General features: G+C 67.8%; 14 protein-coding genes. 8 read left to right on the plus strand and 6 right to left on the minus strand.

The features are described from left to right. From RI841_RS09305 to RI841_RS09330, 6 genes are all read right to left on the minus strand, one after another. The coding region (locus tag RI841_RS09305) for a class II histone deacetylase (RefSeq protein WP_310705320.1) at positions 1 to 785 on the minus strand (785 nt) is incomplete at its 3' end. Then, positions 782 to 1,723 carry an ornithine cyclodeaminase family protein gene (locus RI841_RS09310; RefSeq protein WP_310705321.1) on the minus strand — a complete coding sequence of 314 codons (942 nt, stop codon included), beginning with the start codon at positions 1,721 to 1,723 and terminating at the stop codon, positions 782 to 784. The genes RI841_RS09305 and RI841_RS09310, both read right to left, overlap by 4 nt. Before the next feature lies 1 nt (position 1,724). Continuing rightward, positions 1,725 to 2,081, minus strand: coding sequence for a RidA family protein (locus RI841_RS09315; protein ID WP_310705322.1), 357 nt, complete (start codon positions 2,079 to 2,081; stop codon positions 1,725 to 1,727). A gap of 25 nt (positions 2,082 to 2,106) precedes the next feature. Further along, entirely contained in the window at positions 2,107 to 3,141 is a 1,035-nt protein-coding gene (locus RI841_RS09320; RefSeq protein ID WP_310705323.1) for a histone deacetylase family protein, read from the minus strand. Between the two features lie 12 nt (positions 3,142 to 3,153). Beyond that, on the minus strand, positions 3,154 to 3,441 hold the full coding sequence (locus RI841_RS09325) for a TRAP transporter large permease subunit (protein WP_310705324.1): 288 nt from the start codon (positions 3,439 to 3,441) through the stop codon (positions 3,154 to 3,156). A gap of 140 nt (positions 3,442 to 3,581) precedes the next feature. Next, on the minus strand, positions 3,582 to 4,268 hold the full coding sequence (locus RI841_RS09330) for a GntR family transcriptional regulator (RefSeq protein WP_310705325.1): 687 nt from the start codon (positions 4,266 to 4,268) through the stop codon (positions 3,582 to 3,584). Positions 4,269 to 4,429: 161 nt separating this feature from the next. Between RI841_RS09330 and RI841_RS09335 the strand changes: the two genes are divergently transcribed. From RI841_RS09335 to RI841_RS09370, 8 genes are all read left to right on the plus strand, one after another. Beyond that, on the plus strand, positions 4,430 to 5,983 hold the full coding sequence (locus RI841_RS09335) for an ABC transporter substrate-binding protein (protein WP_310705326.1): 1,554 nt from the start codon (positions 4,430 to 4,432) through the stop codon (positions 5,981 to 5,983). A 71-nt stretch (positions 5,984 to 6,054) separates the two neighbouring features. Beyond that, positions 6,055 to 7,032, plus strand: a complete 978-nt coding sequence (locus RI841_RS09340; RefSeq protein ID WP_250058776.1) for an ABC transporter permease — start codon at positions 6,055 to 6,057, stop codon at positions 7,030 to 7,032. Then, positions 7,029 to 7,865, plus strand: a complete 837-nt coding sequence (locus RI841_RS09345) for an ABC transporter permease (RefSeq protein WP_310705327.1) — start codon at positions 7,029 to 7,031, stop codon at positions 7,863 to 7,865. Before RI841_RS09340 ends, RI841_RS09345 begins: the two co-directional genes overlap by 4 nt. Positions 7,866 to 7,886: 21 nt before the next feature. Next, on the plus strand, positions 7,887 to 9,503 hold the full coding sequence (locus RI841_RS09350; protein ID WP_310705328.1) for an ABC transporter ATP-binding protein: 1,617 nt from the start codon (positions 7,887 to 7,889) through the stop codon (positions 9,501 to 9,503). 23 nt (positions 9,504 to 9,526) lie between these two features. Next, positions 9,527 to 10,921, plus strand: coding sequence for an FAD-binding oxidoreductase (locus RI841_RS09355; protein WP_310705330.1), 1,395 nt, complete (start codon positions 9,527 to 9,529; stop codon positions 10,919 to 10,921). A 7-nt stretch (positions 10,922 to 10,928) separates the two neighbouring features. After that, positions 10,929 to 11,162, plus strand: a complete 234-nt coding sequence (locus RI841_RS09360; protein WP_310705331.1) for a hypothetical protein — start codon at positions 10,929 to 10,931, stop codon at positions 11,160 to 11,162. After that, positions 11,146 to 11,589 (plus strand): GNAT family N-acetyltransferase, encoded by a 444-nt coding sequence (locus tag RI841_RS09365; protein ID WP_310705332.1) that lies wholly within the window; start codon positions 11,146 to 11,148, stop codon positions 11,587 to 11,589. Before RI841_RS09360 ends, RI841_RS09365 begins: the two co-directional genes overlap by 17 nt. Positions 11,590 to 11,625: 36 nt before the next feature. After that, positions 11,626 to 12,622, plus strand: a 997-nt coding sequence (locus RI841_RS09370) for an aminotransferase class I/II-fold pyridoxal phosphate-dependent enzyme (RefSeq protein ID WP_310705333.1), incomplete at its 3' end; no start/stop codon positions are given.

Here is a 12,622-nt window from a genome sequence, read left to right on the forward strand (position 1 = left end):
GGCGCGAAGGCCTCGATCGCCGGCAGCACCAGCTCGGTCATGGCATGGTCGTAGGCCCCCAGGCCGCAGCCGGGCGGCAGCGGCAGGTTGAGACAGGCCCCCTTGCCGGCGCCCTCCCCCTGTTCCTCGAACATGCCGGTGTCCAGCGGATAGTTGCCTGCCTGGTGAATCGAGACCGTGAACACCTCGGGGTCCGAGTAGAAGGCGGCATGCTGGCCATTACCGTGGTGCACGTCCCAGTCGAGGATCGCCACCCGCCCTACCTGGCCCAGGGCACGCGCCCGCATCACGGCCACCGGGATATTGCCCAGCAGGCAGAAGCCCCTACCGCGATCGGCCTCGGCATGGTGGCCCGGGGGACGACACAGCGCATAGGCACGCGCCAGCTCGCCGGTGGCCACGGCCTCCACCGCGGCGATGGCCAGCCCCGTCGACTGGCGGGCCGCGGCCAGGCTGCCCGGCGTATAGGGGGCGCAGTCGCCGCCATCACCGCCGCGGCCCCGGTCGCCGACCTCCAGCGCCTCCAGGTAGCGGGGCGTATGGAAGCGCTGGAGATCCTCGCGGCAAGCCGGTGGGGGCTTGCGCACCGCCAGCTCGTCGATCAGGCCGGAGACTTCCAGCAGGTTCTTCAGCCGCCGCTTGCTCTCCGGGCTCTCCGAAGCCGGCTGCGGCTGGAGGAACTCGCCGGGGGCCGAGAAGACCCCGATGGCACCCGGGTCGTGCCAGAAGCAACGCTCGTGCCAGAAAAGACCTGCGGCAGGCGCCCCACTGCGATCCGCCGTCACTCTCGATCCTCCTGGCGCTCCCAGACCTCGATGGCCGCAGCCAGATCCTCCAGCGAGGCGCCCACCGACTTGAACAGGGTGATGGCGTCGGCCGAGGTGCGCCCCGACCGCTCGCCGCGCAGCAGCTCGGCAAGCTCGCCGCGGATGGCGTCGAAGGTGAAGCCCCCCTCGTCGATGGCCTGCAGGATGTCGCCCGCTTCGCCCCGGGCCCCGGCATAGGTGTCGACGAACACCTCGCTGCGGGCCAGGCACTCGGCGTCGGTCTCGCGCATGGTCGGCCGGAAGGCCCCGATCAGGTCGAGATGAGTGCCGGGTGCGAGCCAGTCGCCGCGGATCAGCGGCGCAGTGGAGAGCGTCACGCAACTGATGATACCCGCCTCGCCGGCCGCCGCCTCGAGGTCAGTGACCGCGGCGCTGTCGAAGCGGTCGGCATAGTCGGCCGCTACCTGTTCGGCCTTGGCGGGGTGGCGTCCCCACACCCGCACCCGGGTGATGGGCCGCACCGCGGCATGCGCCTCGATCACCATGGGGGCCAGCTTGCCGGTACCCACCACCAGCAGGGTCGCGGCATCGTCCCGGGCCAGTTCCCGGGCCGCCAGCGCCGAGGCCGCCGCGGTGCGCCGCCGGGTCAGCTCGCTGCCGTCGATGCAGGCCAGGGGGCGCCCATGGACGCCCTCGCTGAGCAGGTAGACGCCAGCGATGGCCGGCAGTCCATGGTCGGCGTTCTGCGGGAAGACGTTGACCATCTTCACGCCGATGTAGCCGGCCCGCTCCCAGGCCGGCATCAGCAGCATGGTGGCCTCGCCATCGGGGCGATGCATGGCGTGGTGGTGACGCGGCGGCGACTCCACCCCCTCTCGGAACGTCGTGGCCAGCCGCTCGACCAGCGCCGGCCAGGCCAGCGAGGCCGACACCTGCTCGGCAGTGATGATGCGCATCTCAGGCCTCCGGCAGCGCCGCGGTGACCATGATCTCCACCTTCCACTCGGGCTTGGCGAGCTTGGCCTCGACGGCGGCGCGCACCGGCGGGCGCCCCGGCACTACCCAGCCATCCCAGGCGGCATTCATCTGGTCGAACTCGGCCATGCTGGTGACCCAGATCTGGGCGGCGACCAGGTGCTCCTTGGAGGTACCGGCCTTGGCCAGCAGGTCATCGATGCGGGAGAGCACCTGCTCGGTCTGGCCCCGCATGTCGGCGGAGGGATCGGTCGGTACCTGGCCGGCCAGGTAGACGGTGCCGTTGTGCACGGTGATCTGGCTCATGCGGGCATTGCTGTCGTGATAGGTGACGCTCATGGGATGGTCTCTCGTCGAATGGCAGTCAGGCTGCGGTATAGCCACCCATAAAGGCGGCCAGGTTGTCGCCCAGGTGCGCGGTGGGATACCCCCCCTCCTGCACCAGTACGGTGGGCAGTGCCAGGGCGGCGATACGCCGCCCGACGGCGGTGAAGTCGTCGGTCTCCAGGGCCAGGCCGGCCAGCGGATCGTCCTTGTGGGCATCGAGCCCGAGCGCCACCACCAGCGCCTGAGGACGGAAGGCAACCAAGTGCTCGAGCAAGCGGTCCAGGGTGGCCAGGAAGGTCGCACCGTCGCTGCCCAGCGGCAACGGCAGGTTGACATTGGCCCCCTGCCCCTCTCCTTCACCTCGCTCGTCGTCACCGCCCCAGAAGAAGGGATAGAAGTCGGCGGGGTCGGCATGCAGCGAACCGGTCCAGACATCGCCGCGGTGATAGAAGATGTCCTGGGTGCCATTGCCGTGGTGGAGATCCACGTCGAGGATCGCCACCCGCTCATAGCGCTCGCGCAGCACCGTGGCGGCCAGCGCCGAGTTGTTGAGGAAGCAGAACCCCCCGGCCCGCTCGGGGCCAGCATGGTGCCCCGGCGGCCGGCACAGGGCATAGGCCGTGGGCTCGCCGGTCAGCACGGCATCGGCGGCGGCCTCGGCGCTGGCGGCGCTGGCCAGGATACCGGCGAAGCTGTCGGCGGTCATCGGGCAGGCCATATCATGCATGTGCCAGCCCACCAGCCCCACCGGATGCCGGGGGTAGTGGTACCCGCCACCGCAAGGATGAACGTTGGGCGCCACGATCTCCGCGGCATCCGGCAGCGCCCGCCAGCGGCCATGGATGGTCTCGAGGAAGTCGAGATAGCGCAGGGAATGGATCCTGGTCAGGCGGTCTCTCAACCGCGCACTGTCGACCGCGGTGGGTGGCGTCATGGAGAGGCCCCTGGATGCCAGGCCCGCGGTCAGCAGCTCGGCTCGCACCGGCCCTTCGGGGGAGTCCACCGGCCGACCACGCAGCAGGAAGGTTGGTGGCGCGTGGCGTTCCTGGTCGGGATGGTAGAAGAGCTTCATGAGGAGGGTTCCTTAGCCCAGCAGCGAGGGGATCCAGGTGGAGAGCGACGGGAAGCTGACCAGCAGCAGGATCACCATGATGAAGGCGACATAGAACGGCAGCGAGGCAATGATCGCCCGTTCGAAGGGCACGTTGGCGATCCTCGCCGCCGTCATCAGCGTCATCCCCACCGGCGGCGTGACGTTGGAGATGTTGAGCACCACGATCATCAGGATGGCGACGTGCAGCGGGTCCACGCCCAGCTGGATCATCGCCGGCACCACAGGTGGCGAGGATGAGCTGATGGTGGTCATGGGCATGGGCCACATGCTCCTGGCCCAGGGTGGCGGCGCGGAGATCGAGAAAGGCCATCGGGAGTATCACCTTCCAGTCGCCATCGACAGCCTCAACATGGCGTGACGCAAGGTGGAACGCAAGTCGGGTGGCCAGGGCCTGACGATCATTCGCGAGCCCCCTCGATACCCTGGACCACATAGTCCCGCGCCACGCCGATGTGGTAATCGATGGCTTCGCGACAGCGTGGACCATCGCCGCTCGCCAACGCCTCGAGCAGCAGGTGATGGCTCTCGGCAATGGAATCAGGCGCTTCGTGGGTCTTGGTGATGAGGGTGATGCACAGCCGTAGCTCGTGGGCCAGATCATCGAAGGTCCTGAGCAGGCGGCGGTTTCCCGCCGAGGCGATCAGCAGGCGATGGAAGGCCAGGTCCTCCTCGATGCGCCGGCTCTCATCGCCGCTGCCCGACGCCTCGCACAGAATCTCGACCTGACGGCGCAGTCCCGCCAGCGCCTCGGGCGGACAGGCCCCGGCCAGCCGCTCCATGGCATGGCGCTCCAGGCAGAGTCGGAGGTCGAAGATGTCGGCGAGCTCGCCGGCATCCAGGGCCCGCACGAAGAAGCCACGCCGGGGCTGGGAGACCAGCAGGCCCCGGCTCTCCAGCAGCCGCGCTGCCTCCCGGACCGGCGCGCGGCTGACCCCGAGGTCGCGGGCCAGTTGCATCTCGGACAACCGTTCGCCGGGGGCGAAGCGCTGGCCGATGATGGCCTGGGTCAGGTAGTCGGCCACCTGTTCCACCAGATTTCGCTGCTGGATGAACGCGGCGGGTGTGGCGACGGGAGATGCAGGCATGCGGTTGGGGCTCGTGTCAGGATGGCGTCTCTCCCAGTATGGCCAAGAGGCGCCACTTGTCGACCGTCGATTGACGACTGTCGACAGCTTGAGCGACGCCTGCTAGCTTCAATCGGGTGACTGCCCATTGCCAACAACAATCGCCACAAGGGGACAGCATCATGAAGACACCACTGGCCATCGCCATTTCCGCCGCGGCCATCACCGCCTCCTCCGCCTTCGCTGACGAGCCCAAGGCCGGCGGGATCATCGACACCATCATCCAGCCCGAACCGCCCGGCCTGGTGCTGGGCATGATCCAGAACGCCCCGACCCGCACGGTCGCCGGCAACATCTACGAAGGCCTGCTGCGCTATACCACTGACCTGGAGCCCCAGCCCCAGCTCGCAGAATCCTGGGAGGTCAGCGACGACGGGCGTACCTGGACCTTCCACCTTCGCGAGAACGTCACCTGGCACGATGGCGAGCCCTTCACCGCCGAGGACGTGGTGTTCTCCGCCGATGTCTTCCACCGCGAGCTCAACCCCAGCGCCCGGGCGGTGCTCAAGCATGTGTCATCCATCGAGGCCGTCGACGACCATACCGTCACCTTTACCCTCGAGAAGCCCTTCGGCCCCTTCCTCATCTCCTTCGAGGCCGGGACCTTCACCATGGTGCCCGAGCACATCTACGCAGGCACCGAGTTCCGGGACAACGAGGCCAACAACCATCCCATCGGCACCGGCCCCTTCAAGTTCGAGAACTGGGACCGCGGCACCGTCATCCAGCTTGTCAAGAACGAGGACTACTACGAGGAGGACCTGCCCTACCTCGACGGCATCAACTGGCACATCATCCCCGATGGCGCCTCCCGCGCGGTCGCCTACGAGAATGGCACCGTCGACGTGCTGCCCTACGGCACCGTCGAGAACTTCGACATCCCGCGCCTTACCGAGCTGGACAACACCTGCGTGACCGAGAAGGGCCACGAGTACTTCAGTCCCTTCGCCATGCTGTGGATGAACAACCGCGAAGGCCCCACGGCCGACAAGCGCTTCCGCCAGGCGGTCATGTATGCCATGGATCGCGAGTTTGCCCGCGATGTGCTGTGGAATGGCCTGGGCCAGGTACCGCTGGGCGCCTTCGGTTCCAACGCCCGGTTCCAGAACGATGACCTGGAACCCTACGACCACGACCCGGAGCGCGCCCGAGAGCTGCTCGACGAGATGGGCTATGACGGCGAGGAGATCCGCCTGCTGCCGCTGCCCTATGGCGAGACCTGGACACGCTGGGCGGAGGCCGTGCAGCAGAACCTCAAGGAGGTCGGCATCAACGTGCGCACCGAAGCCACCGACGTGGGTGGCTGGAATCAGCGCCTCGGTGACTGGGACTACGACCTCGCCTTCACCTACCTCTATCAGTATGGCGACCCGGCACTGGGCATCTCGCGCACCTACCTCTCCAGCAACATCGAGAAGGGCTCCCCCTGGAACAACGTCGAGGGCTACGAGAACGAGAAGGTCGACGAGCTGTTCAACCAGGCCGCAACGGCCTATCCAGAAGCGAAGCGCGAGGCGCTCTATCACGAGGTCCAGGAGATCCTCCAGGAGGAGGTGCCGTTGGGCTGGCTGCTGGAGCTCGGCTTCCCGACCATTTACCGCTGTGACGTCAAGAACCTGGTGACCTCGGGCGTGGGTGTCAATGACGGCTTCAAGGACGCCTGGCTCGACAGGTAAGCCAAGCGGGGCGGCCCTGACGGCCGCCCCTGCGCCGTTCCACCGCGTCCCACGTCCCAGGGGGTAGTGGCATGCTCTATGCCAGACTGATCGTGTCACGGCTGTTCAAGGCCGTGATCGTGCTGTTCATGATCATCATCTTCAACTTCTTCCTCATCCAGATGGCGCCGGGCGACCCGGCCGCCATCCTGGCGGGCGAGGCAGGGGCTACCGATGCGGAGTTCCTCCGCCAGCTGACCGAGCGCTTCGGCCTCGACCAGCCGCTCCACGTGCAACTGTGGCGCTATGTCTCCGGCGTGGCCATGCTCGATTTCGGCTTCTCCTACCGGCAGCAGGTACCGGTGCTGGACCTGATACTGGCCCGCCTCCCGGCTACCCTGCTGCTCACCGGCACCGCCTTCGTGCTGTCGCTGGTGCTGGGCATCGTCGCCGGCTCGCTGGCCGCGGCACGGGTCAAGAAGCCCTCGGGCTCGCTCATCATGGCCCTGGCGCTGGTCTTCTACGCCACCCCGCTGTTCTGGGTCGCGCTGATGGCCGTGGTGCTGTTCTCGGTCTATCTCGACTGGCTGCCGGCCTACGGCATGTACACCGTGGGCGCCGGCCTGGAAGGGTTCGCCTTCGCCCTGGACGTCGGCAAGCACCTGATCCTGCCGGCTACCACACTCGCGCTGTTCTTCATGGCCATCTATACCCGCATGACGCGCGCCTCGATGCTCGAGGCCGCCCAGCAGGACTTCGTCAAGACCGCACGCGCCAAGGGCCTGAAGAACAGCGTCATCCAGCGACGTCATATCCTGCGCAACGCCCTGCTGCCGATCATCACCCTCGCCGGCCTGCAGGCGGGCCAGATGGTCGGCGGGGCCATCCTCACCGAGACGGTCTTTGCCTGGCCCGGTATCGGCCGGCTGATGTTCGAGGCCCTGCAGCAACGCGACTACAACCTGCTGCTGGGCATCTTCTTCTTCTCCGCGGCCCTGGTGATCGTCTTCAACATCATCACCGACCTCGTCTACCGCCTGGCCGACCCGCGCATCAAGGAGGCGTCATGAGCTTCTTTGCCCGCTTCGCCCAGAACCGCGGTGCCCTGGTGGGCCTGATCATCCTGCTGGCGATCATCCTGATGGCCATCCTGGCGCCGCTGGTGTTTCCCGAATCGCCCTGGCGCATGGTTCAGCGCCCCTTCCTGGCGCCGCTCGAGACAGACGGCTTCCCGCTGGGGACCGACACCATGGGTCGCAACGTCGCGGCCGGCCTGATGCACGGCGCCTGGGTCTCGCTGCTCATCGGTCTGGTCTCGACCACCGTGGCCCTGGCCATCGGTGTGCCGCTGGGCGCCATCGCCGGCTACTATGGTGGCCTCGTCGACGATGGCCTGATGCGCTTCACCGAGTTCTTCCAGACCATCCCCAACTTCGCCCTGGCCATCGTGCTGGTCGCGATCATGCAGCCCAGCATCACCTCCATCGTGCTGGCCATCGCCATCGTCAGCTGGCCACCGGTGGCGCGCCTGGTGCGCGCCGAGTTCCTGTCGCTGCGCCACCGCGAGTACGTGGAGGCGGCTCGCCTGGTCGGCCAGAGCAACGCCACCATCATCCTGCGCCAGATCCTGCCCAACACCCTGTCGCCGATCATCGTGCTGGCCTCGCTGATGGTCGCCACGGCCATCCTGCTGGAGTCCGCCCTCTCCTTCCTCGGCCTGGGCGACCCCAACGTGATGTCCTGGGGCTACATGATCGGTGCCGCGCGCACGGTGATCCGTCAGGCCTGGTGGCTGAGCTTCTTTCCCGGCGTGGCGATCCTGCTGACCGTGCTGGCGCTCAACCTGGTGGGCGAAGGCCTCGACGATGCCCTCAACCCCAAGCTCGCCCGGGAACGCTCATGAGCGGTGGCAAAGGAGAATCCCATGACTGACACCCTGTTGAGCCTTCGCCACCTGAGCATTGCCCTGCCCCATGGGGCCGACCGGGCCCTTGCCGTGGAGGACGTCAGTTACGACGTGGCACGCGGCGAGATCATGTGCGTGGTCGGCGAGTCCGGTTCCGGCAAGTCCATGGCCGCCAATGCCCTCATGGGCTTGCTGCCCAAGGGGGTTCGGGCCACCGCCGGCGAAGTGGTCTTCGATGGCCAGGATCTGCTGCAGCTCACCGAAAAGGAGCACCGTGCCCTGCGCGGGCTGCGTATCGGCATGATCTTCCAGGAGCCGATGACCGCGCTGAACCCGCTGATGCGGGTCGGTGCCCAGATCGGCGAGGTCTTCGAGGCCCACAATCGGCTGACCCCGAGCGAGCGACAGACCCGTGCCCTGCAGCTGCTGACCGAGGTGGGCATCCCCCAGCCCGAGAAAGCCATCCGCGCCTATCCCTTCGAGCTCTCCGGCGGCCAACGTCAGCGCGTGATGATCGCCATGGCCCTGGCGCTCGAGCCGGAGCTGCTGATCGCCGACGAGCCCACCACGGCACTGGACGTCACCACCCAGGCGCAGATCCTCGACCTGATCGGCGATCTACAGCGTCGCCACGGCATGGCCGTGATGTTCATCACCCACGATTTCGGCGTGGTGGCCGAGATCGCCACCCGGGTCTGCGTGATGCGCGAGGGACGCATCGTCGAACTCGGCGAGGCCCGGGAGGTGCTGGAACACCCCCGGCATGCCTATACCCGGGCGCTGATCGAGGCGATTCCCAGCAACGCCATGCCCGCCGCCCGCGAGGCCGACCAGACCGCCCCGCTGCTCGAAGTCCGTCACCTGCAGAAGGTCTTCCGCTCCCGCGGTGGCCTCTTCAAGCCCTCGCGTGAAGTCCACGCCCTGGATGACGTCAGCTTCACCATGGCGCGCGGCGAGACGGTGGGCATCGTCGGCGAGTCGGGCTCCGGCAAGTCGACATTGGGACGCTGCGTGGTGCGCCTGGAACGGCCCGACAGCGGTGAATTGCTCCTCGATGGCGTCGACCTCACCAGTCTCAAGGGCGAGACCCTGCGCCGCGAACGCCGACGGGTGCAGATGATCTTCCAGGACCCCTATGCCTCGCTCAACCCGCGCACCCGGGTCGGCATGGCCATCGCCCAGGGGCCCATCGCCAACGGTGTGAACCGGCAGCAAGCGCTCAAGGAAGCCGGGGATCTGCTCGACCTGGTCGGCCTGGGCGCCACCGCGGCCGAGCGCTTTCCCCATGAGTTCTCCGGTGGGCAGCGCCAGCGCATCGGCATCGCCCGGGCGCTGGCCCTCAATCCCGAACTGATCGTCGCCGACGAGGCCGTCTCGGCCCTGGACGTCTCCATTCAGGCGCAGATCCTCGAACTGCTCGAGGACCTGAAGCAGAAGCTCTCGCTATCGCTGCTGTTCATCACCCACGACCTGCGCGTCGCCGCCCAGATCTGTGACCACATCATCGTCATGCAGCACGGCCGCATCGTCGAGCACGGGACCGCCGAAGCGGTCTTCCTCTCGCCACAGGAGGCCTATACGCGCGAACTGCTCGAAGCCATCCCCGGCAGGGCGCACGTCCTGGCCACCGCCTGACCCACCCGGAGCCTGAATCTGTCATGGACGCACTCTTGAAGGAGATCACCACCATCGTCGGCGCCGCCAACGTGCTCACCGGCGAGGATGTCGGCGCCCGACGGGTTGACTGGCTGACCGGCGCGCCCTGCCGCGCCGGGGCCATCGTGCGACCGGGATCGACCGGGGAAGTCGCCGAGGTGATGCGTGCCTGCCACGCCGCTTGCCAGCCGGTGGTCACCCACGGCGGCCTCACCGGGCTGGTGCACGGGACCGAGGCGGGTCCCGACGAACTGGTCGTGTCCCTCGAGCGCATGACCGCCATCGAAGCCGTCGACCCGGTCAGTGCCACACTTACCGTGCAGGCGGGTGCGCCACTGCAGAGCGTCCAGCTGGCCGCCGAGGCGGTGGGCCTGCAGTTCGCCCTGGACCTGGGCGCCCGCGGCAGCTGTACCGTCGGCGGCAACATCGCCACCAATGCCGGCGGCATCCGGGTCATCCGCTACGGCATGATGCGCCAGCAGGTGCTGGGGCTGGAGGCGGTGCTGGCCGACGGCAGCGTGGTCAGCTCGATGAACCGCATGCTCAAGAACAATGCAGGCTTCGACCTCAAGCAGCTGTTCATCGGCAGCGAGGGGACGCTGGGCATCGTCACCCGGGCGGTGCTGCACCTACAGCCGCCCACCCCGGACGTGCAGACAGCGCTGGTCGCCTGCCCCTCCTTCGAGGACCTGACCGGCCTGCTGGGCCACCTGGGCCGGCATCTCGGCGGCAGCCTGGCAGCCTTCGAGGCGATGTGGCAGAGCCACTATCGGCTGCTCACCGAGGAGAGCGGCCGGCACACGCCACCGCTGTCGCCCGAGGCGCCCTACTACGTGATCCTCGAGTCGCTGGGGAGCGACCCGGAGAGCCATGGCGCCCAGTTCTCCCTGGCCCTGGAGCGCGCCCTGGAAGGGGGGCTGATCAGTGATGCGGTCCTCGCCCAGTCCGATGCTCAGCGCCAGGCCCTCTGGGCGATTCGCGAGGACATCGAGGGGCTGATCCAGGCCCTCTCGCCGCTCTTCACCTTCGATGTCAGCCTGCCGATCCCCGAGATGCATCGCTATGTCGCCGGGCTGGAAGAGGCCCTGGCCCGCGACTGGCCTCAGGGACGCATGGTCACCTTCGGCCACCTGGGCGACGGCAATCTGCATATTTCCATCACCGTCGGCAGTGCCGAACCGGCGACCCGTCGCGCCGTGGAACAGCTTGTCTACACGCCGCTGGCCGAACTTGGCGGCTCGGTGTCGGCCGAGCACGGCATCGGCCTGGAAAAACGCGACTACCTGGCCCTCTCGCGTACCGCCGAGGAGATCACGCTGATGCATACCCTCAAGCGAGCCCTCGACCCGCACGGGTTGCTCAATCGCCACAAGGTGCTCGTGCCGGAAGGCGCCTGACCTCTCGATGGCACGTTTTCTCGCCGACCGCCTGCTACCGGCGCTCGGCCCGGCCGCCCTGGCAGGCGGAAGCCATGGCCTGGTGGGGCCCATGATCATCCCGACCGTTGGCGTTTCGAGCTCCATCCTGTTGCCAGGCGAGCCGTTGAGCGCCAAGGTATTCATCGCCCTGCTGCTGACGCTGGCAGCCGTGGCTATCGTCATGCTGCACAGGAGGCCCTCCCATGACATTGACGGTTAGTGTCCCGAGCAACGCAGATCACGATGACTGGCAGCGCCTCTTCCGCGGTTATGCCGCGTACTATGGCATGCCCATGACCGACTCGACGCTGACTACCGTCTGGGCGTGGATCCAGGACGGCACGCGTCTGCAGGGGCGACTGGCACGCGATGCGAACGGCCAGGCGGTGGGCCTGATGCACTTTCGTGCCATGCCCTCTCCGCTGCGCGGGGCCACCGTCGGCTTCCTGGACGATCTCTTTGTCGACCCGGCGCATCGCGGCACGGGTGCCGTCGACGAGATGATGGAGGCTCTGCGTCAGGAGGCCCGCCAGCAGGGCTGGCCGTTCGTGCGCTGGATCACGCGCGAGAACAACGATCGTGCCCGAGGCGTCTATGACCGCTGCGCCAAGCGGACCGATTGGGTGACCTACCAGCTCGATGCCTGAGCGCCCCCACTATCCATGACCTGTCAGGAGGATTCGATGCCGACCTTTCCCAAGCACCTCCGCGGTGAAGGCCCCACCAACCCCTTCCCCGGCATCCGCGTGCTGGAACGCCGCCTGGGCCGCGAGATTCCCCATCGCCTGGGTTCCAACGAGGGGCTCGACATGCCTCACCGCGCCCTGCGTGAGCACTTCGGCGACGCCATGGTCGAGCATGCCTACTGCTACGGGGATTCGGAGGCGCTGGGCGTCCGTCAGCGGCTCGCCGAGCAACAGGGCATCCCACTCGAGGCCCTGCTGGTCGACGCCGGGGCCGACAGCCTGATCGCCCTCGCCCTGCGCACCGTGGCCGAGCCCGGCGCCGCCGTGGTGGCCACCGCCGGCACCTATCCCACCTTCGGTTACTTCGCCCGGGGCCAGGGCTGTCGGATGGTCGAGGAGCCCTACGAGGAGGCGCCAGGCCGCCTCGCCCCGGACCTCGAGGCCCTCGCCGCCGCCGCCCGACGCGAGCAGGCCCGGCTGGTCTATCTGGCCAATCCCGACAACCCCAGCGGTCACCTGCACGACGATGCGGCGATTCGCCACCTGCGCGAGGCGCTGCCCGACGACTGCTGGTTGCTCCTCGACGAGGCCTATCACGACTTCCGCGAAGATGCCGAGTCCCCCTTCGCCCGCGAGGTCCTGCCCGGCGTGATCCGCCTGCGCACCTTCTCCAAGGCCCATGGCCTGGCCGGGCTGCGCATCGGCTATGCCATCGCCGAGCCCGAGACCCTGGCGATGATGATGAAGGTGCGCATCCACTATGCGGTCTCGACGCTGACCCTCGCCGCTGCCGAGGTGGTGCTGGACCATCCCGACGAGACCCGCGAGCACATCACCGCAGTGCTGAATCGCCGCAAGCGCCTGGCCGACCATCTCCGCGGCCTCGGGGCCAAGATCCTGCCCAGCGCCACCAACTTCATCGGCGTGCAGATGCCCAGTGCCGAGCTCGCCGAGCGGGTCAACCGGGAACTGCTCGAGGCCGGGCGGCTGATTG

This window comes from Halomonas sp., from assembly GCF_031581305.1.
Lineage (GTDB): Bacteria > Pseudomonadota > Gammaproteobacteria > Pseudomonadales > Halomonadaceae > Halomonas.

Excerpts from the sequence above, each read along its gene's own strand:
- RI841_RS09330 (WP_310705325.1), bottom strand. The coding sequence starts at position 4,268 with ATGCCTGCATCTCCCGTCGCCACACCCGCCGCGTTCATCCAGCAGCGA.
- RI841_RS09335 (WP_310705326.1), top strand. The coding sequence starts at position 4,430 with ATGAAGACACCACTGGCCATCGCCATTTCCGCCGCGGCCATCACCGCC.
- RI841_RS09310 (WP_310705321.1), bottom strand. The coding sequence starts at position 1,723 with ATGCGCATCATCACTGCCGAGCAGGTGTCGGCCTCGCTGGCCTGGCCG.
- RI841_RS09355 (WP_310705330.1), top strand. The coding sequence starts at position 9,527 with ATGGACGCACTCTTGAAGGAGATCACCACCATCGTCGGCGCCGCCAAC.
- RI841_RS09315 (WP_310705322.1), bottom strand. The coding sequence starts at position 2,081 with ATGAGCGTCACCTATCACGACAGCAATGCCCGCATGAGCCAGATCACC.
- RI841_RS09320 (WP_310705323.1), bottom strand. The coding sequence starts at position 3,141 with ATGAAGCTCTTCTACCATCCCGACCAGGAACGCCACGCGCCACCAACC.
- RI841_RS09365 (WP_310705332.1), top strand. The coding sequence starts at position 11,146 with ATGACATTGACGGTTAGTGTCCCGAGCAACGCAGATCACGATGACTGG.
- RI841_RS09345 (WP_310705327.1), top strand. The coding sequence starts at position 7,029 with ATGAGCTTCTTTGCCCGCTTCGCCCAGAACCGCGGTGCCCTGGTGGGC.
- RI841_RS09340 (WP_250058776.1), top strand. The coding sequence starts at position 6,055 with ATGCTCTATGCCAGACTGATCGTGTCACGGCTGTTCAAGGCCGTGATC.
- RI841_RS09325 (WP_310705324.1), bottom strand. The coding sequence starts at position 3,441 with ATGCCCATGACCACCATCAGCTCATCCTCGCCACCTGTGGTGCCGGCG.
- RI841_RS09350 (WP_310705328.1), top strand. The coding sequence starts at position 7,887 with ATGACTGACACCCTGTTGAGCCTTCGCCACCTGAGCATTGCCCTGCCC.
- RI841_RS09360 (WP_310705331.1), top strand. The coding sequence starts at position 10,929 with ATGGCACGTTTTCTCGCCGACCGCCTGCTACCGGCGCTCGGCCCGGCC.